The organism is Pedococcus sp. P5_B7 (assembly GCF_054049895.1).
This window is the reverse complement of the sequence record NZ_JBFULM010000002.1, coordinates 36,246-56,051: the sequence shown is the minus strand read 5'-3', so window position 1 is coordinate 56,051 and position 19,806 is coordinate 36,246. Positions and strand designations below refer to the sequence as shown.

General features: G+C 71.5%; 20 protein-coding genes. 14 read left to right on the top strand and 6 right to left on the bottom strand.

Going from position 1 to position 19,806, the window contains the following annotated elements; all coding sequences use genetic code 11:
- Positions 1-8 precede the first annotated feature (8 nt).
- Positions 9-2,456 (bottom strand): DNA gyrase/topoisomerase IV subunit A, encoded by a 2,448-nt coding sequence (locus ACXJKD_RS03075; protein ID WP_457252875.1) that lies wholly within the window; start codon positions 2,454-2,456, stop codon positions 9-11.
- A gap of 66 nt (positions 2,457-2,522) precedes the next feature.
- A complete protein-coding gene (locus tag ACXJKD_RS03070) occupies positions 2,523-3,200 on the bottom strand; it encodes a nitroreductase family protein (RefSeq protein ID WP_457252874.1) in 678 nt (225 codons plus the stop codon).
- 143 nt (positions 3,201-3,343) lie between these two features.
- Between ACXJKD_RS03070 and ACXJKD_RS03065 the strand changes: the two genes are divergently transcribed.
- The 6 genes from ACXJKD_RS03065 (at position 3,344) to ACXJKD_RS03040 (ending at position 10,693) form a co-directional block, all read left to right on the top strand.
- A complete protein-coding gene (locus ACXJKD_RS03065) occupies positions 3,344-3,865 on the top strand; it encodes an RNA polymerase sigma factor (RefSeq protein ID WP_457252873.1) in 522 nt (173 codons plus the stop codon).
- Entirely contained in the window at positions 3,862-5,310 is a 1,449-nt protein-coding gene (locus ACXJKD_RS03060) for a hypothetical protein (protein WP_457252872.1), read from the top strand. Before ACXJKD_RS03065 ends, ACXJKD_RS03060 begins: the two co-directional genes overlap by 4 nt.
- Before the next feature lie 119 nt (positions 5,311-5,429).
- Positions 5,430-8,096 (top strand): bifunctional acetate--CoA ligase family protein/GNAT family N-acetyltransferase, encoded by a 2,667-nt coding sequence (locus ACXJKD_RS03055; RefSeq protein WP_457252871.1) that lies wholly within the window; start codon positions 5,430-5,432, stop codon positions 8,094-8,096.
- A 47-nt stretch (positions 8,097-8,143) separates the two neighbouring features.
- Positions 8,144-8,764 carry a DUF5998 family protein gene (locus ACXJKD_RS03050; protein WP_457252870.1) on the top strand — a complete coding sequence of 207 codons (621 nt, stop codon included), beginning with the start codon at positions 8,144-8,146 and terminating at the stop codon, positions 8,762-8,764.
- 94 nt (positions 8,765-8,858) lie between these two features.
- On the top strand, positions 8,859-10,007 hold the full coding sequence (locus ACXJKD_RS03045; protein WP_457252869.1) for an alkaline phosphatase family protein: 1,149 nt from the start codon (positions 8,859-8,861) through the stop codon (positions 10,005-10,007).
- 11 nt (positions 10,008-10,018) lie between these two features.
- Positions 10,019-10,693, top strand: a complete 675-nt coding sequence (locus ACXJKD_RS03040; RefSeq protein WP_457252868.1) for a thymidine kinase — start codon at positions 10,019-10,021, stop codon at positions 10,691-10,693.
- A 49-nt stretch (positions 10,694-10,742) separates the two neighbouring features.
- Here the strand turns inward: ACXJKD_RS03040 and sepH are convergent, their stop codons facing one another.
- A complete protein-coding gene (gene sepH, locus ACXJKD_RS03035) occupies positions 10,743-11,951 on the bottom strand; it encodes a septation protein SepH (protein ID WP_457252867.1) in 1,209 nt (402 codons plus the stop codon).
- Between the two features lie 127 nt (positions 11,952-12,078).
- Here sepH and ACXJKD_RS03030 point away from each other — a divergent pair, with 127 nt between their 5' ends.
- From ACXJKD_RS03030 to ACXJKD_RS03020, 3 genes are read left to right on the top strand one after another with little or no spacing between them, the layout of a single operon-like run.
- Positions 12,079-12,714 (top strand): trimeric intracellular cation channel family protein, encoded by a 636-nt coding sequence (locus tag ACXJKD_RS03030; RefSeq protein ID WP_457252866.1) that lies wholly within the window; start codon positions 12,079-12,081, stop codon positions 12,712-12,714.
- A gap of 13 nt (positions 12,715-12,727) precedes the next feature.
- A complete protein-coding gene (locus ACXJKD_RS03025; protein ID WP_457252865.1) occupies positions 12,728-13,843 on the top strand; it encodes a ferrochelatase in 1,116 nt (371 codons plus the stop codon).
- A 2-nt stretch (positions 13,844-13,845) separates the two neighbouring features.
- A complete protein-coding gene (locus ACXJKD_RS03020; protein WP_457252864.1) occupies positions 13,846-14,727 on the top strand; it encodes an inositol monophosphatase family protein in 882 nt (293 codons plus the stop codon).
- 70 nt (positions 14,728-14,797) lie between these two features.
- On the opposite strand, the gene ACXJKD_RS03015 is transcribed toward ACXJKD_RS03020, so the two are convergent.
- On the bottom strand, positions 14,798-14,983 hold the full coding sequence (locus ACXJKD_RS03015; RefSeq protein WP_457252862.1) for a hypothetical protein: 186 nt from the start codon (positions 14,981-14,983) through the stop codon (positions 14,798-14,800).
- A 414-nt stretch (positions 14,984-15,397) separates the two neighbouring features.
- On the opposite strand from ACXJKD_RS03015, the gene ACXJKD_RS03010 reads away from it, so the two are divergent.
- From ACXJKD_RS03010 to ACXJKD_RS02990, 5 genes are all read left to right on the top strand, one after another.
- On the top strand, positions 15,398-15,697 hold the full coding sequence (locus ACXJKD_RS03010; RefSeq protein ID WP_056920802.1) for a DUF4193 domain-containing protein: 300 nt from the start codon (positions 15,398-15,400) through the stop codon (positions 15,695-15,697).
- A gap of 84 nt (positions 15,698-15,781) precedes the next feature.
- Positions 15,782-16,276: a dUTP diphosphatase gene (gene dut, locus ACXJKD_RS03005; protein ID WP_457252861.1), complete on the top strand. Its 495-nt coding sequence runs from the start codon at positions 15,782-15,784 to the stop codon at positions 16,274-16,276.
- A 7-nt stretch (positions 16,277-16,283) separates the two neighbouring features.
- Entirely contained in the window at positions 16,284-17,162 is an 879-nt protein-coding gene (locus ACXJKD_RS03000; RefSeq protein ID WP_457252860.1) for a DUF3710 domain-containing protein, read from the top strand.
- 6 nt (positions 17,163-17,168) lie between these two features.
- Positions 17,169-17,588 (top strand): OB-fold nucleic acid binding domain-containing protein, encoded by a 420-nt coding sequence (locus ACXJKD_RS02995; protein WP_457252859.1) that lies wholly within the window; start codon positions 17,169-17,171, stop codon positions 17,586-17,588.
- On the top strand, positions 17,578-18,360 hold the full coding sequence (locus tag ACXJKD_RS02990) for a DUF3159 domain-containing protein (protein ID WP_457252857.1): 783 nt from the start codon (positions 17,578-17,580) through the stop codon (positions 18,358-18,360). Before ACXJKD_RS02995 ends, ACXJKD_RS02990 begins: the two co-directional genes overlap by 11 nt.
- On the opposite strand, the gene ACXJKD_RS02985 is transcribed toward ACXJKD_RS02990, so the two are convergent.
- Positions 18,333-19,016, bottom strand: a complete 684-nt coding sequence (locus ACXJKD_RS02985) for a potassium channel family protein (RefSeq protein WP_056920806.1) — start codon at positions 19,014-19,016, stop codon at positions 18,333-18,335. The genes ACXJKD_RS02990 and ACXJKD_RS02985 overlap by 28 nt on opposite strands.
- A 49-nt stretch (positions 19,017-19,065) precedes the next feature.
- Positions 19,066-19,734, bottom strand: coding sequence for a potassium channel family protein (locus ACXJKD_RS02980; protein WP_457252856.1), 669 nt, complete (start codon positions 19,732-19,734; stop codon positions 19,066-19,068).
- Positions 19,735-19,806 lie beyond the last annotated feature (72 nt).

Sequence of the window (19,806 nt, the reverse complement as noted above, 5' to 3'; positions counted from 1 at the left end):
CCGCGCCGTCACGAGAGTGGCGGCCCGGCGATGCGGGCGATGGCGGTTGCCGCAGGGACACCCGAGCCGTCCCGGCGGCCGGTGGCCTCGGGCAGGTCGAGGGCCACGCCGTTCGCGGCCGCGGCCCGGGCCGGCAGCGCGCCCGCCCAGGCGAGGACGAGGGTGTCCTCGCCCTTGAGGAACCGGTGGCAGCGCACACCACCGGTGGCCCGGCCCTTGGGCGGGTACTCCGAGTAGGGCGTGACCTTGAGTGAGCCGGGCTCGGTGCCCGGGAGCGCCCCCGAGGAGCCGGAGGAGGTGACCACCACGCCGTCGGCGCCCTGGGGCACCGCACCGAAGAAGGTGACCTGGTGCCCGGACCCGAGCTTGATGCCGGCCATGCCCCCGGCGGCCCGTCCCTGGGGTCGCACGGCCGCGGCCCCGAACCGCAGCAGCTGCGCGTCGGAGGTGATGAAGACCAGGTCTTCGGTGCCGGTCGCCAGCTCGACGGCTCCCACCACCTCGTCGCCGTCCTTGAGGGAGACGATCTCGAAGTCGGGGCGGGACGGGTAGTCCACCGTCACCCGCTTGACCACGCCCTGGGCGGTGCCGAGCGCGATCCCGGCCGACTCGGGGGAGACCGACACGAGGGTCAACGGCTCCTCACCGGGGGGCAGGTCGACGTAGGCCGCGAGCGGCGCACCTCCGGACAGGCTGGGCGAGCCGTTGGTCGGCGGCAGCGTCGGCAGCTCCAGCGCGGACAGCCGCACGAGCCGGCCCCGGGACGTCACGAGCCCGACCTCACCGCGGGCGGTCGTGCGGACCGCTCCCACGAGCGCGTCGTGCTTGCTGCGCGCCGAGTCCAGCGGGAGCGGGTCGGCCGACCCGGTGCGGGCCAGCAGCCCGGTGGAGGAGAGCAGCACCCAGCACGGGTCGTCGGCGACCTCGAGCGGGGTGGTGGTCGTCGCGGGCACACCGGCCGACTCCAGCAGGACCGTCCGGCGGGGCGTGCCGTGCGCCTTCGCGACGTCGGCGAGCTCGGTGGAGACCGTCTTCATCAGCAGCTTCTCGTCACCGAGGATGGCTTCGAGCTCCTCGATGAGGCGCTCCAGCTCGGTCTTCTCCTTGTCGAGCTCGAGCCGGCTGAACTTGGTCAGGCGGCGCAGCTGGAGCTCGAGGATGTAGTTGGCCTGCGCCTCGGAGAGGTCGAAGACGTCGATCAGCCGAAGGCGAGCGGCGGCTGCGTCGTCCGAGGTGCGGATCACCTGGATGACCTCGTCGATGTCGAGGATCGCGATGAGCAGTCCCTCGACCAGGTGCAGGCGGTCCTTGTACTTGGTGAGCCGGTACTCGGTGCGGCGACGAACCACGTCGGTGCGGAAGTCGACGTAGACGCGCAGAAGATCCTTGAGCCCCAACGTCTTTGGCTGACCGTCGACGAGCGCGACGTTGTTGATGGAGAACGAGTCCTCCATCGGGGTGAGCTTGTAGAGCTGCTCGAGGACGGCGTCGGGGTTGAAGCCGTTCTTCACCTCGATGACGAGGCGCAGCCCGTGCTTGCGGTCGGTCAGGTCCTTGACGTCGGAGATGCCCTGGAGCTTCTTGGACTGGACTGCGTCCTTGATCTTCTCGATCACCTTCTCGGGACCGACGAGGTAGGGGAGCTCGGTGACGACGATGCCCATCCGCCGGGGCGAGGTCTTCTCGATCCGCGTGGTGGCCCGGGTCCGGAAGCTGCCGCGGCCGCCCAGGTACGCGTCCCGGATCCCGTCGAGCCCGATGATCCGTCCGCCCTGGGGCAGGTCCGGGCCCGGCACGAACCGCATGAGGTCGTCGAGCGAGCAAGTGGGGTTGGCGATGAGGTGACGAGCCGCGCCGATCACCTCGACGAGGTTGTGGGGGGCCATGTTGGTGGCCATGCCGACAGCGATCCCGCTGGCACCGTTGACGAGCAGGTTGGGGAAGGCAGCGGGGAGCACCGCAGGCTGGAGGAGCTGGTCGTCGTAGTTGGGGATGAAGTCGACGGTCTCCTCGTCAAGACCGGTGACCATCAGCATCGCGGCGGCAGCGAGCCGGGCCTCGGTGTAGCGCGAGGCAGCCGGGCCGTCGTCGAGCGAGCCGAAGTTGCCGTGGCCGTCGACGAGCGGCAGGCGCATCGTGAACGGCTGGGCCATGCGGACCAGGGCGTCGTAGATCGCCGTGTCCCCGTGCGGGTGGTACTTGCCCATCACGTCGCCCACGACACGGGAGGACTTCACGTGACCGCGGTCGGGGCGCAGCCCCATCTCGGCCATGGAGAACAGGATGCGGCGCTGGACCGGCTTGAGACCGTCGCGCGCGTCAGGCAGGGCGCGCGAGTAGATGACCGAGTAGGCGTACTCGAGGAACGCCCCCTGCATCTCCTCCTCGACGTCGATGTCGACGATCCGCTCGACGTAGCTGTCGTCGGCCGGTGCGGGTGGGGTCTTGCGGGCCATGCGTGCGTGCAACTCCTCGCGGTCGTCCCCGCTCGGTGCGGGGATCCCCCCAATCTTGTCCCACGCCTAGACCGGGGTTGCCCCCGACTCGCCGCTGACCCCGTGCTGGGTGCCCTCGCTGACCCCGAGGTCGGCGCCCTTGAAGTGCCCCCAGTGCACGACCTCGGTGGCCGCGCGCCGTGGCCGGGTCCGGCTGGACCCCTCGGTGCGCCGCAGCTCGTGGCCCAGGGCCACGACGCCGACGAGCCGCCGGTTCTCCGGTATGCCGTGTGCCCGGCGCACCGCCGCGTGCCTGGGCGCTGGGACCCCGAAGAACAGCGCCCCCACCCCCTGGTCGACCGCCGCGAGCAGCATCAGCATGGCGGCCATCCCGGTGTCGACGTCCCAGTAGGGGACCGGCCAGCGCGCCGGGTCACGGTCGTCCCAGCCTTTGTCGGGCTCGGCGTAGCGGTCGAGGTAGGTGTCCGGGTCGGACAGGCAGAGCACCAGCACCGGCGCCGCCGAGACGCCGGCCAGCCAGGCGTCGCGCGGTGCGCCTGATGCCGGGTCGCGGGTCGCACTCCAGAACCGCGAGCGGTCGTCGTCCTCCAGGAGCACCACGAAGTCCCAGCCCTGGCTGAAGCCGGCGCTGGGAGCCCGCTGCGCGGCATACAGGACCGCGTCGAGGACGGCGGGCGGGACCGGTCGGTCGGGGTCGAAGCGTCGCACCATGCGGCGCCGCCTGAGCACGTCTGCGAACTCCATGGGGTCATCCTGTCGTGGCGGCCGTCGAGGCACCGGATGGCCCGTGCACCCTGCCTGCAAGACTGGCCGACGACCCACCCGCCCAGCACTGCCAACCCGGGACCGCCCTGCGGCGTCCACGAGGCATGACGACCATGGCCGCGGTGGCACTCACGGGAGGGGTGGCAGTGCCGGCGCGAGACCGCGTGGACGTGGAAGCGTCCGTCCGTGAGCTCTACGACGTGCACTACGCCCGCCTCGCGGGGTGGACCGCCAAGCTCGTGGGCGACCCCGACCTGGCCCACGACCTCGCGACCGAGGCGTTCCTCAAGCTGTTCCGGGACTTCGGCCGGGTCGACGAGCCGAGGCCGTGGCTCTACACGGTGACGGCCAACCTGGTCCGGGACCACTGGCGCAAGCGCGGTCGCGAGGCGGCCGCCTACCGGCGGCACGAGGCCGGTCGCGACGACTTCACGACCGACGCCGACCCCGCGACAACCCTCACCGTCCGGGACGCCGTCGAGGCGCTGCCCGACCGGTTGCGGGTGGTGGTCATGCTGCACTACTTCGCCGACCTTCCGGTGGCCACCGTGGCCAGGCAGCTCGAGAAGTCCGAGGGAACCATCAAGCGGGACCTGTTCGACGCGCGCCAGCGGATGGCGACGATGCTGGGAGAGATCCGATGAACCGCCACCTGTCCGACCTGCCCGACGAGGGAGAGCAGCGCGACCCGGTCGCCGACTTCTTCGCCCGCGAGCGAGCCGACATCCGTGACCTGCCCGCCGGGGCCGACCGCTGGGAGTCGATCCTCGTCGAGGCGCGCCGTCCGGTGCGCCGCAGCTGGCTGCCCTACCTCGCCGGTGCCGCGGCGGTCGTCCTGGTTGGCGGAGTGTTGTGGGGCAACGGACGCGGACCCGGTACCGACCGTGCGGCCGACCCCGCCAGCAGCACGGCCGCCGTCTCCACGGCCACGGTCAGCGCCACCGAGGCCACCACGCTGGCGCAGCCGTCGGCCACCGGCGGGACCTCATCGCCGGGCACCCCGACGGCGACCACCTTCCCGGCGCCCAACAGCTTCGACATCGTGTCCATGACCAACGCCGGCGGGAAGCACCTGTTCGCCCTCGGCAAGGCGACGTGCCCCAAGGGGGAGTGCACCGCTGTCATCGGCTCGGACGACGACGGTGCCACGTGGACCACCCGGGCGTCCTTCACCACGCTCACCAGCCCCGGCCCGCGCACCACCCCGGCCGACCCCGGCCAGGTCGTGGGCATCCGTTTCGCCAACCCGCAGGTCGGCTACGTCTACGGCAGCACCACGATGCGCACGGTCGACGGCGGCCGGCACTGGGACCCGGTGGACGTCAGCGGTCGCACCGTCCTGTCGCTGGAGACCGACGGCAAGCAGGTGTGGATGGTGACGGCGAGCAGCTGCCTTCTCTCCGAGAAGGGCACCCGGGGATGCGCGGGCCTCGAGGTCTGGTCGACGGACGTCACCGGGGCCAAGGCGGCGAAGGTCGTAGGGCTGGACACGCCGGCGCCGGCGGACGGGGCGTGGTTGAGCATGGACGGCACCGACGCGTACGTCAGCGTCTCCTACGAGGACCAGGAAGCGCAGTCGCTGCCGCAGCGGGTCTCAGGTACGCCAAACCCTGTCTCGCGGCCCCGCGGTTGCGCATCGACGGGTGGTGTCTGGGTCTGGGGGACGGCACGGACCCGCGGTGCGCTGGTTGCCGTGTGCCGCGCCTCTGGCGCACCGGGCAAGTCCTACGCGCTCGCCACCTCCACTGACAGCGGCCGATCGTGGTCGCCTGCGCAGGCATCGCCGGACCTGGCCACCCCCGGCGCCCCCGGCGTGTGGCTGACGGCGGCTGACCTGAGGCACTTCGTCGTGGTGCTCCAGGGTCTGACCGTCAGCATCCCGGCCTACCAGAACGCCACCGCGATCCTGTCGACCCGGGACGGGGGAGCCACGTGGGCCCGCCCTCGGCTGGACCAGGGCGCTGACGACTCCTTCGTCTGGGTCGGTGCCGCAGGCGGGCCGATCGTCTACGCGGTGGCCCGTGGCGGTAGGTACGACGTCAGCACTGACAGCGGGGCCTCGTTCGAACAGCGGTCGTTCAGGAAGTAGCGCGCTAGAGCACGCCTCAGCGCGCTGCCCGGTCGCACGGCGGTCGCACGGCGGTCGCACGGCGGTCGCAGGGCGGGTCAGCCGGTTCGGGGACACCCGGACGTGACATGCTTTCGGCCATGAGTGAGGCCTCGGCGCTTCCCGCCGGTTACCCGGTGTCGTGGGAGGCCGACGTCGTCCTGCGAGACGGGTCGGTGGCCCACCTGCGTCCGATCACGCCGAGCGACGTCGACGCCGTGCACCGGTTCCACGCCGGCCAGTCCGCCGAGTCGATCTACATGCGCTTCTTCGCGCCCCTGCGCCAGCTGAGCGACCGTGACGTCACCCGGTTCACCAACGTCGACTACCACGACCGGGTGGCCCTGGTGGCGACCGTGCGGGGCGACATCATCGGGATCGGGCGCTACGACCGGGTCACCCCGACGAGCGCGGAGGTGGCCTTCAACATCTCCGACAGCTACCAGGGTCGGGGGATCGGCTCCGTGCTCCTCGAGCACCTGGCCGTGATCGCCTGGGAGTCGGGGGTCGAGGAGTTCACCGCCGAGGTCCTGCCGCAGAACCGCAAGATGATCTCGGTCTTCTCCGACGCCGGCTACGAGGTGAGCCGCCGCTTCGAGGACGGCGTCGTCTCGCTCACCTTCCAGATCAAGCCGACCGAGCGCTCCGAGGCGGTGCGGCTGTCGCGCGAGCACCGCGCCGAGTCGGTCAGCATGCACTCGGTGCTCTTCCCCGACTCGATCGCCGTGGTCGGGGCGAGTCGTCGGCCGGAGTCGATCGGCCACCACATCCTGTCCAACATCCTCGCGGCCGACTTCAACGGCGCCGTCCACGCGGTCAACCGCGAGGCCATGGAGGTGCTCGGGCTGCCGGCCCACACCCGGGTCTCCGAGATCCCCGACGACGTCGACCTCGCGGTGGTCGCAGTCCCCGCCGACGAGGTCCTCGACGTCGTGGCCGACTGCGCCGAGGCGGGCGTCAAGACGTTGCTGGTGGTGAGCGCCGGCTTCGCCGAGTCCGGCCCCGACGGCGCGGAGCTGCAGTCCCGCCTGCTCACTGCCGTCCGCGAGTCCGGGATGCGAGTGCTCGGCCCCAACTCGTTCGGGGTGATCAACAACGACCCTGCGGTGCGACTGAACGCCTCGCTCGCGCCCGAGCTGCCGCCCCCGGGACGGCTGGGGCTGTTCGCCCAGAGCGGGGCCCTGGGCATCGCCGTGCTGGCCTCCGCCTCACGCCGGGGTCTCGGCATCTCCGTCTTCGCCTCGGCCGGCAACCGCGTCGACGTCTCCGGCAACGACTTCATGCAGTACTGGATCGACGACGACAGCACCGACGCGGTCGGGCTCTACCTCGAGTCGATGGGCAACCCTCGCAAGTTCTCCCGGATCGCCCGGCGGCTCGCCTCCACGAAACCCGTCATCGTCGTCAAGTCGGGGGTGTCGTCCTACGGCGTCCCCCCGGGTCACCGCGCCCGGCACACCCGGATCCGGCCCGAGGCCTTCGACGCCATGCTGCGCCAGGCCGGCGTGATCCGCGTCGAGAACGTCCACCAGATGTTCGATGTCGCCCAGCTCGTGGTCCACCAGCCACTGCCCCAGGGCAACCGGGTGGCCATCGTCGGCAACTCCGACGCGTTGGGGGCGCTGAGCGCCGAGGCGTGTGTCAGCTGGGGCCTGCAGGTCGCCCACGGGCCGGTCTCGCTGCCGAGCGAGGCGAGCGGTGAGAAGTTCGCCGAGGCGCTCGCCGATGCGTTCGCCGACCCCGAGGTCGACAGCGTCCTGACCTGCTTCATCCCACCCCTCGTCACGCTCGACGAGGACGTGGCCATCGCCGTGCGCGATGCTGCCATGAAGCACGAGAAGCCCTGCCTCGCAACGTTCCTCGGCATGCGGGGTGTCCTCGAGAGGCTGTCCGGCACCACCGACGACGGGCGCACCACGGTCGTCCCCGCCTACGCCATGCCGGAGGACGCCGTCCGCGCCCTGGCCGCCGCGACGAGGTATGCCGAGTGGCGCGCTCGCGACCGCGGCATACCGGTGCTCCCGGTCGGGATCGACCGCGAGGCCGCCGAGGCGTTCGTCGAGCGGGTGCTCGAGGAGTCGCCGGAAGGGCGGCGGCTCACGCTGCAGGAGGTCACCGAGCTGCTGGCCACCTACGGGATCGACGTGTGGGGCAGTGTGCCGGCCCGTACCGTCGACGAGGCGGTGACTGCTGCCGAGGCCATCGGCTACCCGGTGGTCATCAAGTCGGTGGCGCCGCTCATGCGGCACTCCCCGGGGCTGAGCGGGATCCGGGTCGACCTCCGGTCGGAGGCGCAGCTGCGTGAGGCGTTCGAAGGGCTCAACGAGCGACTGGCGCCGATGTCGGCCAACAGCTTCGTCATCCAGCGGATGGCCACGCCGGGGGTGTCGTGCGTGGTGCGGTCCGACGAGGACCCCCTCTTCGGCCCGGTCGTGTCGTTCAGCATCGCGGGACCGCCCACGGAGCTCCTCGGCGACATCGGGCACCGGATCCCGCCGTTGACGGACGTCGACGTCTCCGACCTCATCTCGTCGGTGAAGGCGTCGCCGATGCTGCACGGGCACCGGGGTGCGGCGCCGGTCCACCGCGCGGCGCTGGCCGACCTGATCGCCCGGGTGTCGGTGCTGGCCGACAACCTGCCGGAGGTCGGCAGCCTCGTGCTCAACCCGGTCAACGCACACGTCGGGGGAGTCGACGTGCTCGGCGCCGAGGTCACGCTGGCCCCGACCCCGCGAAGGCAGGACCAGGGTCGCCGCACGCTGACCTAGCCGACCTAGCCGGAGCGCCACCGGTCGGCCTAGGGCAAGATGGACGTATGGGTCCCACCTCCTCGCACAGTGCCTCGTCGCAGAGTGCTGCTGCACCCCTCATCCCGCTGCCGGTCGACCTGACGCGGGCGATCGAGCAGGCCGGCTACTACCCGGCACTCGTGGCAGACGTGGTCCAGGCCGCACTCGGCTCGGAGGAAGTGGTGTCGCACCTCGTGCACCAGGAGACGACGTTCGACCACGACGTCGTCCGTCGGCACATCACCGTGCTGGCCCTGACCGGCACCCGGCTGGTCATCGCCCACGCCGACGACCACACCGACGAGCGACCCGGCCACGAGGACGTCGCGACCGCCACGACCGAGAGCGTGCCCCTGTCGGCGGTGCGGGGCGTGATGATCACGCACGTCGTCGCGCGGCCGCAGGAGTACCAGCCCGGCTCGCTCGGACGCGAGATCACGCTGACGCTGGGCTGGGGGGCGGTCAGCCGGATCGACCTCATGCCCGCCACGTGTGCCGACCCCGACTGCGATGCCGACCACGGCTACGAGGGCAGCGTCGCATCCGACGACATCTCGCTGCGGATCAGTGCCGATGCCGAGGGCGAGGCGGCCCTGCAGCACGCCCTGGGGTTCGCGCGAGAGCTCTCGGCGAGCATCGGCAGCTGAGGTGCGTCGCGACCGCGGTCAGTCCTTGCTCGACCCGACCGACCCGACCGTCGCGGCCGAATCTCTCGACCTGACCCGGGCGAACCCCTAGCCGATGCCCCACGAAGGTCTGCTCCCGCCCCGATACGACCAGTCCGGCCTCGCCGGGGTGCTGCCGGCCGTCGCCGCCAGCTTGGGCGTGCCACGGTATGCCGGTCCCGGTCACCTGCCGCTGCCCGGGGCCCGGCGAGCGGTCGTCGTCCTCGTCGACGGGCTGGGCTACGAGCTGATCCGCCGACGCGGTGGGCACGCTCCCTTCCTCCGTTCGCTCCTGCCGGCCGCGCACCGGATCACCGCCGGGTTCCCCGCCACGACCGCGACCTCGATGGGCACGTTCGGGACGGGCCTTCCGCCTGGCTCCCACGGCCTCCTGGGCTATGAGGTGCTGGTGCCGGGCGAGGACCGGCTGGTCAACGAGCTGTCCTGGGAGGACGGTCCCGACCCCCTCGCCTGGCAACCACAGCAGACCGTCTTCGAGGTCGTCGAAGGCGCTGGGGTGTCCGTCACCCGCGTCGGCCCGGGCTTCTTCGACGGGTCGGGCCTGACGCGAGCAGCGTTGCGGGGCGGGAGGTTCCGGGCCGCAGACACCCTCGCCGAACGGGTCGACGCGAGCCTGGCAGCAGTGCGGGCCAGTGCCCGGTCGATGGTGTACCTCTACTGGGGCGAGCTGGACAAGGTGGGGCACGTGCACGGGTGCCAGTCGTGGGAGTGGGGTGACGAGCTCGAGGCCATCGATGCCGAGCTCGGCCGGCTGGTGCGCTCGGTGCCCAGCGACACCGCGGTCCACATCACCGCCGACCACGGCATGGTCGACGCCCCGCACGCACTGCGGATCGACCTGGCCCACGACGCCGAGCTGGCCGCGGGCATCCGGCACGTCGGCGGAGAGCCGCGCGCCCTGCAGCTCTACTGCGAGGAGGGGGCGGCCGCCGACGTCGCCCAGACCTGGGCCGACCGGGTGGGGGAGCGGGCTTGGATCCGCACCCGCGAGGAGGCCACCCGCGAGGGGTGGTTCGGTCCGGTCAGCGAGGTCAACCGGGCCCGGATCGGTGACCTCGTCGTGGCGATGCGCGACAACTTCGCCATCGTCGACTCGCGCCGGGCCCGTCCCCAGCTCCTCGCCCTGCTCGGTCTGCACGGATCCCTGACACCCGAGGAGTCCGCCGTGCCGTGGTTCCACGTCCCGGCGCGGGACAACGCCTAGGGTGTCCTCTCGTGGCTGAGCTCGTCTTCTTCTCCGGGACCATGGACTGCGGCAAGTCGACCCTTGCACTCCAGATGGACCACAACCACCAGGCGCGGGGTCGGTCGGGCCTGATCTACACCAAGCTCGACCGCGCCGGCACCGATGTGCTGTCGTCCCGGCTCGGGCTGTCGACCGCCGCCCACGAGGTCAGCGACGACCTCGACTTCTGGGAGGCCGTGGTCGAGCACGCGACCAGCGGGCTGCGCGTCGACTACCTGATCTGTGACGAGGTGCAGTTCTACACCCCGGAGCAGGTCGAGCAGCTCGCGAAGCTGGTCGACGAGATGGGCATCGACGTGTTCGCGTTCGGCATCACCGCCGACTTCCGCACCCAGCTGTTCCCCGGGTCGAGACGGATGATCGAGCTCGCCGACCGGGTCTCGGTGCTCCAGGTCGAGGCCCTGTGCTGGTGTGGGCGCCGCGCCACGCACAACGCGCGAGTGGTCGACGGAGTGATGGTGGTCGAGGGCGAGCAGGTCGTCGTCGGCGACACCAAGCCGGGCACCGAGACCCTCGTGGAGTACGAGGTGCTGTGCCGCCGGCACTTCATGCGGCGGATGAACTCCGCCGCCGCGCGAGCTGCCGCCACGTCCCCCGACGTGCTGCCGTTCGACCTCGACGTCTGCCCCGTGCCGCAGGGCTAGTCGACCAGCGTCCCGCGTCCCGCGTACCCAACCTGTGTGGTCAGTACAGCTAGTCGCGGGGCTTGGCCCCGAACATGACGTCATCCCAGCTGGGCACGCTGCGGCGCGCGGACTTCTTGCCCGAGCCCGCGCCCGGACGGTGGGCCGACCCGGGCTCCGCTTCGGCGGGCGACTCGGTCGTCGCCTCGACCTCGGGCTCGGGCTCCCGGTGGTCGGTGTCGTCTGCTGCGTCGGTCGGCTGGGGTCCCCGCTCGGCCCCCGCAGGCTCGGTCGGTGCCTCCGGCGCCGCGGGCAGCACGTCGTGGCCCACGGAGCCGTCATCGGAGGCCTGGTCGAGGGGGTGTGGACCGCGCGCGGCCGGGGGAGGAGGCATCGACTCGGGGTCGTAGGCCAGGTCCTCGAGGGGGAGAGCGTCGTCCCTGGGGGCGTCGTCGCCGGGAGTCTGGGTCGCGGGGCTCTTGCGGCGACGTGGGCGCCCCCGATGAGACGCGCGCTCGCGCATGGCGGACATGAGGTCGAGCGGCTCGTCGAGCGTGCCACCCGTCGCGGAGGTCGAGCGCGTCGCTGCCCGGCGTGCCGATCCCACTCCGCCCTCGGCCTCGACGTCGTAGACGGTGGTCGCCCGCACGGGGGCAGAGACGAGGTGTGGTGCCGGCAGGGGTGAGCTCGTGCCGGACACGTCCTCCTCGCTGAGCCAGCGCGCCTCGTCGTCGGCCGCTGCGACGGTGCGTGCCTGCACGTCGAAGGACCACCGCGCCTGCCGCTCGCGACCGCCTGCCGGGAAGGTGAGGATGATCGTCCAGTCGCCCTCGGTGCCGCGGGCGGAGTCCCAGTCGGCCGAGGCAGGGTCGACCCCGCGGCCGGACAGTCGCTGGCTCACGCGGGCGGAGAGGGTGGGCGCACTGGCGCCTCCCGCCGAGCGGCCACGGAGCCGGACAGCCCTGGCCAGGCCCGCGACGTACTCGCGCTCGGCGAGGATCGGTCCTTCGTAGCGACGGACCTTCTCCACCGGCCAACCGGACCGCTCGGCGACCTCGTCGGCCGAGAGCCCGCCACGGATGAGGGCCTGCACCTCGCGCGGGCGCATCCCGCCGTCGATCTCGATCTGGAGCTGTCCGAGGCGGGGCCGGTCGCGCCTGGCGGCGGCCCGGAGCGGTTCGTCGAGCTGGACGCGGAAGCGCTCTCCGTCGGAATCGGACAGCAAGAGGTGCTGGCCGTCCTCCTGCACACCGATCAGCCGCAAATCCCGCATTGCCATCGTCTCCAGTATCGGCATGTCTCCCGTATCGCCCTCGCTCGTTGGATCGGGCACCGTGCTGCTGACTCTGCCATCCCCGAGGTCGAGGCGAAAGCGACCACGCCGCAACGGTAGTTTTGACCTCGCGATGCTCACCTTCGACGCACACCTCCAGCTGGCACTCGACCTCGTCGGCGTGTTCGCCTTCGCGCTGTCCGGTGGGCTGGTGGCCGTCAAGAAGCGGCTCGACCTGTTCGGGGTGCTCGTCCTGTCCGGGGCGGCCGCGCTCGGAGGAGGGGTGATCCGGGACGTCCTCATCGGCGCCCTGCCCCCAGTAGGCATCTCCGACTGGCGTCTGCTGACCTGCTCCGTCGTCGCCGGACTGGTGACTTTCCTCTACCACCCCGGCGTCGAACGCATCTCGCGCTTCGTCCGCGTGCTCGACGCCGCGGGGCTGGCCGTCTTCGCCATCGGGGGGTCGCTCAAGGCGCTCGGAGCCGGGATGGACCCGCTCACCTCCGTGTTCGTCGGTGGCATCACCGCTGTCGGGGGCGGCATCATCCGCGACGTCCTGGCCGGCCAGGTGCCCGAGGTGCTGCGACGAGAGATGTACGCGCTCCCGGCCCTGCTCGGCTCGATCCTGATCGTCACCGCCCACCACTACGACCTCGTCAACTCCTTCACCATCTGGGGGTGTGTCGCACTCGTCTTCGTCATGCGGATGGTGGCGGTCGTCCTCGACGTCCACGCCCCCAAACCACTGCGCACGGGAGACCTCACATGAACGGACCCACCCCATGACCACCGAGCAACCCCTCGAGCCCTACGACGGCATCCTGCTGCTGTCCTTCGGCGGCCCGGAGAAGCCGGAGGACGTGCTGCCGTTCCTGCGCACGGTCACGGCGGGCAAGAACATCCCGGACGAGCGCCTCGAGGAGGTGGGGGAGCACTATTACGGCTTCGGTGGCCGCAGCCCCATCAACGACCAGAACCGCGCCCTGCTGGCCGCCCTGCGAGCCGAGCTGGACCGTCGCGAGATCCCGACGCCGGTGATCTGGGGCAACCGCAACTTCACCCCGTTCACCGCCGAGGCGCTCGCCGAGGCGGCGCGGCAGGGGATGCAGCGGCTGGTCACCGTCGTCACGAGCGCCTACTCCTCCTACTCCTCCTGCCGGCAGTACCGCGAGGACCTCGCCGCAGCCCAGGAGTCAGTGGCCGAGCGCGGCATCGTGATCGAGCTCGACAAGGTCCGGCCCTACGCCAACCACCCCGGGTTCGCCCGAGCCAACACCCGGCTGGTGACCGAGGCCGTGCGCGGGGTGCTGCGGGACGGGGTGGACCCGGAGGGGATCCGCCTGCTCTTCGTCACGCACTCGATCCCCACGGCGATGGACGACACCTCCGGGCCCGGCGACGAGGACGGCAACGCCTACAGCCACCAGCACCTCGCGCTCGGGGCGGCGATCACCGACGAGGTCAACGCGACCCTCGACACGGAGCTCACCGGTGAGCTGGTGTTCTGCTCGCGCTCGGGTCCGCCCTCCCAGCCCTGGCTCGAGCCCGACGTCAACGACCGGCTCGAGGAGCTCGCGGCCGAGGGTGCCACGACCGTCGTGCTGGCCCCGATCGGCTTCGTCTCGGACCACATGGAGGTCGTCTACGACCTCGACACCGAGGCGGCCGCCACGGCAGAGCGCCTCGGGCTCCGGCTGGCCCGCGTGCCCACCGTCGGCGTCGACCCCGAGTTCGTGTCCGGCCTGGTCGACCTCGTGCTGGAGCGCGCCGCCCAGGCGCGCGGTGAGGAGCCGGTCGTGCCCGCCTGGCCGGGTCGAGCGGCCATGCCGTCGGTGTGCGCCCCCGGGTGCTGCCCGAACCTGCGGGCGGCCAAGCCGGCGCTCTGCGGGCGGGACTGACCATGGACCTCGCCACCCCCGACCTCACCACTCCCGACGACGCCACCCTGGAGGTTCTCGAGGCGCTCGCCGTCGACGTCGCCATGGAAGCGGGCAGGCTCATCGTCGACGAACGGCCCCCGAACCTGGGGGTCTCCAAGACCAAGAGCACCGCCACGGATGTCGTCACGGTCATGGACCAGCGGGCGCAGGACCTGCTGCGGACCCGCCTGCACGAGGCGCGACCCCAGGACGGCTTCCTCGGCGAGGAGGAGGGCGGCACCGACGGGCGCTCCACGATCACCTGGGTCGTCGACCCCATCGACGGGACCGTCAACTACCTCTACGGCATCCCCTCGTACTCGGTGTCCGTGGCCGCCGTGGTCGGCGACCCCACGATCCCCGGGGCATGGCGGCCCGTGGCCGGCGCCGTGTTCAACCCGGTGACGGGTGAGCTCTTCCGCGCACGGGCCGGTGCCGGGGCCCGGCTCGAGGTCGGACGGGCGCCGGCCCGCCGCCTCGAGGTGGCCGAGCCGCCGTCGCTGGGCCACGCCCTGGTCGGCACCGGCTTCGGCTACGACACGGCGCGGCGGCTGTGGCAGGCGACCGTGCTGCTGGACGTCCTGCCGGAGGTCCGCGACATCCGCCGGCTCGGCAGCGCCGCCCTCGACATCTGCTCGGTGGCCGCAGGCAGCCTCGACGGCTACTACGAGCGCGGCCTCAACCCGTGGGACATGGCTGCGGCCTGGCTGGTGCTGGTGGAGGCGGGCGGTGTCTTCTCCGGCCTGGGAGGCGAGCCACCCAGCGACCGGATGGTGGTCGCGGCGGCGGCCACGCTGCATACCGCCCTGCACGAGGTGGTGCTCCGCGCCGCCGGGCGGGCCGGCACCGACTCCACCCTCTGACAGCGAGCTCATGAAGGAAGCCGGCGCCGGGGCTGTGGCCCCGGCACCGGCTTCGTCGTGCAGGTCTGGCTCAAGCGGCGCTGTAGCCGCTGAGCTCAGGGATGCGCAGGCCGTGCTCGGAGGCGAGGCGAGCCAGGTTCTCGAGCTCGGCCTCACGGACGGAGGCGAGGTAGTCGTCGCCGGACTCCTGGGCCGTGCGAAGGGACTGGACGGCGCGGGCTGCGCGCTGGGTGATCTCGGTGTGGAACTCGGTCATGGTGCACCCCTCTCTTCGTGTGTCAGATGGTCGTTTCACGAGTCGGGTCGGCCGGGCCGAAGTGAGGACTCTACGGGTTCAGACGCCGAAACAGGGAGTCGGGGTTGCCCGTCAGAGGTGAATCTTGGGTGAACCCAGACCAGCACTTGGTATGCCGCTGGCGCGCGGACCGGGGTGGCGCGCCGGTCGTGTGGCGGTGCTTACGTGGGGCTTCGGAGACGCGGGCGGACCGGATCTGGACACGATGGTGACGTGGCGCCGTGGATAGGGCACAATCCCGCCCGGCAACGGGCACAAAACCGTGACCACCAGCGTTACACGGGCGAATCGTATTGCCGGGGCACCGGCCGATCGTTTTTCCCGATCTTCGGGAAGACCCAGAACGACCACAGAACAGGGAGAGCGACAGCGACCATGGCGACTGACTACGACGCGCCGCGCAAGACCGATGACGAGCTGTCCGAGGACTCGATCGAGGAGTTGAAGTCCCGCCGCGTCGACAAGAGCGCATCCAGCGTCGACGTCGACGAGACCGAACAGGCCGAAGGCTTCGAGCTGCCCGGTGCGGACCTGTCCGGCGAAGAGCTTTCGGTGCGGGTCATCCCGCGCCAGTACGACGAGTTCACCTGCTCACGGTGCTTCCTCGTGCACCACCGCAGCCAGCTGGCTTCCGAGTCCGGCGGTCAGATGGTGTGCCGGGAGTGCGCCGCGTAGGTGAGCAATGACACGGAGGACGGCAGCGTGGGCACCACGGTGCAGGATGCACCTCCTCTCGACGCAGGGATAGGGTCAGTCCACGTGACTGGCCCTTCCCGCGTTCCGACCTCGACGGTGGCCGTTGCGGTCCGGCGGCTCGACCCCGGGCTCCCGCTCCCGTCCTACGCCCACCCGGGCGACGCCGGGGCGGACCTCTACGCCGCCACGGACGTGACGCTCGCCCCGGGGGAGCGGTCCCTGGTCCCCACCGGGGTCGCGCTCGCGATCCCCGACGGCTGGGTCGGGCTGGTGCACCCCCGCTCCGGGCTGGCAGCCAAGCACGGCATCAGCATCGTCAACGCCCCCGGCACCGTGGACTCCGGCTACCGCGGCGAGATCCTCGTCAACCTCGTCAACCTCGACCCCCGTGACGCCTTCGCCGTGCGCCGTGGCGACCGCATCGCCCAGCTGGTGGTGCAAGAGGTCGCGCGGGTCGAGTTCCACGAGGTTGATTCGCTCGAAACCACCCCACGGGGTGACACTGGACATGGTGCCAGTGGTGGCTTCGGCGACCACCCCCCGACAACGAAGGACTGACTCACCAGTGGGCATTTTCCGACGCGGCAAGAACTCCGACGCGACCGACACCGTCGACAGCGTCGACGACGTCGACCTGGCTGACGGGACCGGCGCCGCCGACCTCGACCTCGCGGACCTGGGCGACGTCAGCGACACCGACGACCAGGCAGACGACCAGGCCGACGACCGGGCCGACGCTCACTCGGCCGACCAAGCGGACGACCACGCGGTCGATGCCGGGACCGGCGCCGCGGGGCCGTTCGACTCGTCCGAGGTCGACGACGACGACGGCCGGCTCGACCTCGGCGCGCTGCGCATCAAGGGCCTGCCCGGCATGGAGCTGCGGCTCGAGATCGACGAGGCGGCCAACCAGGTGGTCGGCGCGACGGCGGTGATCGGTGACTCGGCCGTGCAGATCCAGGCCTTCGCTGCCCCCAAGACGATGGGCATCTGGGACGACATCCGCAGCGAGATCGCCGAGTCGATCCTGGCCCAGGGTGGCACCGCCGACGAGGCCCGGGGAGTGCTCGGCACCGAGCTGCGCACCCGGATGCCCTCGGCCGGGCCGGACGGTCGCACCGTCTTCGCCCCGGCACGGTTCGCCGGCGTCGACGGCCCGCGCTGGTTCCTGCGCGCCGTGTTCTCCGGGCGGGCGGCGATCGAGGACGCCGCGGCCGAGCCGCTGCTCGAGGTCGTCCGCGGGACCGTGGTCGTGCGCGGCGACAGCGCCATGGCCCCTCGCGAGATGCTGCTGCTCAAGCTGCCCGACGAGATGCAGACGCCCCACGACCACGACCACGACCACGACCACGATCACGGGGACGACGCCCCCGCTGGGTCGTCCAGCCGGGTCGACGACCTCAAGCCGTTCGAGCGTGGTCCCGAAATCACCGAGGTCAGGTAGGACACCGTGGCGATCAAGCACCTCACCCCCGTCGACCCGCGGACGCCGCAGGTCCACAAGTCACCGCTGGCCAAGCTCTCCGAGCGGCTCACGAAGTCCGTCACCCAGCTGGAGGCCGACGAGCTCCAGGAGGACGCCGCGCGCCTGGGGTGTACGCCCATGTGCGACCTGCAGGACCGCCAGGAGGCCACCGTCTCCGGCACCGTCCGCGCCGTCACCCTGCGGCCGCGGGTCAACGTCCCCGCGCTGGTGATCGACCTCTACGACGGGAGCCGCACGATCAACCTCGTCTGGCTGGGCCGTCGCACGATCGGCGGGATCGAGCCCGGCACCTACCTGCGCGCGCACGGCCGCGTGACCTACACCCGCGGCACCCCGACGATCTTCAACCCGTCGTACGAGATCGTCCCGCTGCGTGCCCACTGACCCCGCGGCCGGCGTCACCGTCGAGGAGCTGATCCGGCACCGGCTGTCGACCGCCCTGGGCGGCTGGCGCGGTTCGATCGAGACGGCCCTGCCCACCGTGGCGTTCGTCGTCCTCTGGGTCTGGCGCCAGGACCTGACCATCGCGATCATCGCGTCGGTGGCGGTGACGGTCGTCCTGGCCGTCGTGCGCGTGGTCCAGCGGCAGAGCCTGCAGTACGTCCTGTCGGCCGTCTTCCCCACCGCCATCGCCGCGTTCTTCGCGCTGCGCAGCGGCAAGGCCGAGGACGCCTTCCTCCCCGGCATCATCTGGAACGCCGTGATGCTCGCGGTGGCCCTGGTCTCGGTGGCCCTGCGCTGGCCCCTGGTGGGCTTCATGGTCGGCGCGGGTGACCCGCGGATGGCCGACGACCCGGTCGGCTGGCACCGCGACCGCGGTCTCGTGCGCGTCTGTCAGCGGTTGACCCTGGTGCTGGTCGGGCTCTTCGTGATCCGGCTCGTGGTGATGGTGCCGCTCTACCTCGCGAGCCAGGTCGCGCTGCTGGGCGTCGCGAAGGTCGTGCTGGGGTGGCCGCTCTGGCTGGCCGGGATCGGCGTGATGGGCCTCATGCTCGTCAAGGGACACACCCCGCCCGAGCTGGACCCCGCCGACGAGGCACGGCCCGACGCAGAGGCAGACGCCCGCGAGTCCGAGGTCGACGCACTACCGGCGGAGGAGCAGGGAGAGGTTGAGCCCGAGGGCTCGGTTCACTCCTCGCCGCGCGGCACCCTCTGACCCGGGCTCAGCATCGCCTCGAGCTCGTCCTCGAACTCCGGCGTCGAGATGAACAGCAGCTCGTCGTGCGGTTCGAGCGAGTCGTCGCGGCTGGGGGCGATCGGGTGGTCCTCGCGGATGATCCCGACCAGCACGGTCTCACCGGGGAAGTCGACGTCGCCGACCCGCTTGCCGGCGTAGGGGCTGTCAGGCGGCAGCGTGAGCTCCACCATCGTCGCCTTGCCCTGCTGGAACTGGAAGATCCGCACGAGGTCGCCGATGCTCACGGCTTCCTCGACCAGGGCCGTCATCAGCCGTGGGGTCGACACTGCGACGTCCACGCCCCACGCCTCGTCGAACATCCACTCGTTCTTGGGGTTGTTCACCCGCGCCACGGTGCGCGGCACCCCGAACTCGGTCTTCGCCAGCAGTGACACGACCAGGTTGACCTTGTCGTCACCGGTCGCGGCGACGACCACGTCGCACTCGGCCAACCCGGCCTCGTGAAGTGCGGTGATCTCACAGGCGTCGGCGAGCAGCCAGTTGGCGTCAGGGATCTTGCTGGCCTGGACGTCCTTGCGCTCGCGGTCCATGAGGAGCACCTGGTGACCGTTGTGCAGCAGCTCGCGGGCGATCGAGCGGCCCACGCTGCCTGCACCGGCGATGACGACGCGCATGCTTGGTTCCTTCGTGCTCAGGGTTCGTGGGGCTCGGTGTTCGTGGGGCTCACTGGTCGGTCACGGCGGGCGGTCCGTCGAGCGTGCGCTCGACGGAGGGCAGCTCGGCCGCGAGGGCGGCGAGGTGGAGCAGGTCGCCCTCCTGGAAGACGCTGTCCGCGGCGGGGAGCGTGGCCACGCCCAAGCGGGTCAGGTATGCCGCGCGGGCGCCCGTCGCATCCTCGAGCTCGGTGATGCGTCGCCCGACCCAGCCGGGGTTGACGGTCACCTCGGCGATGACGACGTTGCCCGACGGGTCGACGAACTCGGGGACGTGGCCCTGGGGCAGCAGGCGCCGCATCATCTGGTCGGCGGTCCACTTCACCGTGGCGACCGTGGGGATGCCGAGCCGCTGGTAGACCTCGGCGCGACCGGGGTCGTAGATGCGGGCGACGACGTGCTCGACGCCGAAGGTCTCGCGCGCCACCCGGGCCGCGAGGATGTTGGAGTTGTCACCACTGGAGACCGCCGCGAACGCATAGGCGTCGGCGATGCCGGCCTCGTGCAGGGTGTCGCGGTCGAACCCGACCCCCGTCACCCGACGACCCTCGAACGTGGATCCGAGCCGACGGAAGGCCGACTCCTCCTGGTCGATGATCGCGACGTCGTGGCCCAGGGTCTCGAGGCTGTGCGCGAGGGAGGAACCCACCCGGCCGCAGCCCATGATGACGAAATGCACGACGCCGACGCTACACCGCGCCCTCCCACCGCCGCAGGGCGCCGCGCAGCCGTGGATACCGCGCCCTAGAGT

Coding starts and splice junctions, on each gene's coding strand:
- sepH (WP_457252867.1), bottom strand. CDS start 11,951: ATGGCAATGCGGGATTTGCGGCTGATCGGTGTGCAGGAGGACGGCCAG.
- ACXJKD_RS03075 (WP_457252875.1), bottom strand. CDS start 2,456: ATGGCCCGCAAGACCCCACCCGCACCGGCCGACGACAGCTACGTCGAG.
- ACXJKD_RS02985 (WP_056920806.1), bottom strand. CDS start 19,016: ATGCGCGTCGTCATCGCCGGTGCAGGCAGCGTGGGCCGCTCGATCGCC.
- ACXJKD_RS03010 (WP_056920802.1), top strand. CDS start 15,398: ATGGCGACTGACTACGACGCGCCGCGCAAGACCGATGACGAGCTGTCC.
- ACXJKD_RS03060 (WP_457252872.1), top strand. CDS start 3,862: ATGAACCGCCACCTGTCCGACCTGCCCGACGAGGGAGAGCAGCGCGAC.
- ACXJKD_RS03020 (WP_457252864.1), top strand. CDS start 13,846: ATGGACCTCGCCACCCCCGACCTCACCACTCCCGACGACGCCACCCTG.
- ACXJKD_RS03025 (WP_457252865.1), top strand. CDS start 12,728: ATGACCACCGAGCAACCCCTCGAGCCCTACGACGGCATCCTGCTGCTG.
- ACXJKD_RS03030 (WP_457252866.1), top strand. CDS start 12,079: ATGCTCACCTTCGACGCACACCTCCAGCTGGCACTCGACCTCGTCGGC.
- ACXJKD_RS03055 (WP_457252871.1), top strand. CDS start 5,430: ATGAGTGAGGCCTCGGCGCTTCCCGCCGGTTACCCGGTGTCGTGGGAG.
- ACXJKD_RS03015 (WP_457252862.1), bottom strand. CDS start 14,983: ATGACCGAGTTCCACACCGAGATCACCCAGCGCGCAGCCCGCGCCGTC.
- ACXJKD_RS03070 (WP_457252874.1), bottom strand. CDS start 3,200: ATGGAGTTCGCAGACGTGCTCAGGCGGCGCCGCATGGTGCGACGCTTC.
- ACXJKD_RS03050 (WP_457252870.1), top strand. CDS start 8,144: ATGGGTCCCACCTCCTCGCACAGTGCCTCGTCGCAGAGTGCTGCTGCA.
- ACXJKD_RS03045 (WP_457252869.1), top strand. CDS start 8,859: ATGCCCCACGAAGGTCTGCTCCCGCCCCGATACGACCAGTCCGGCCTC.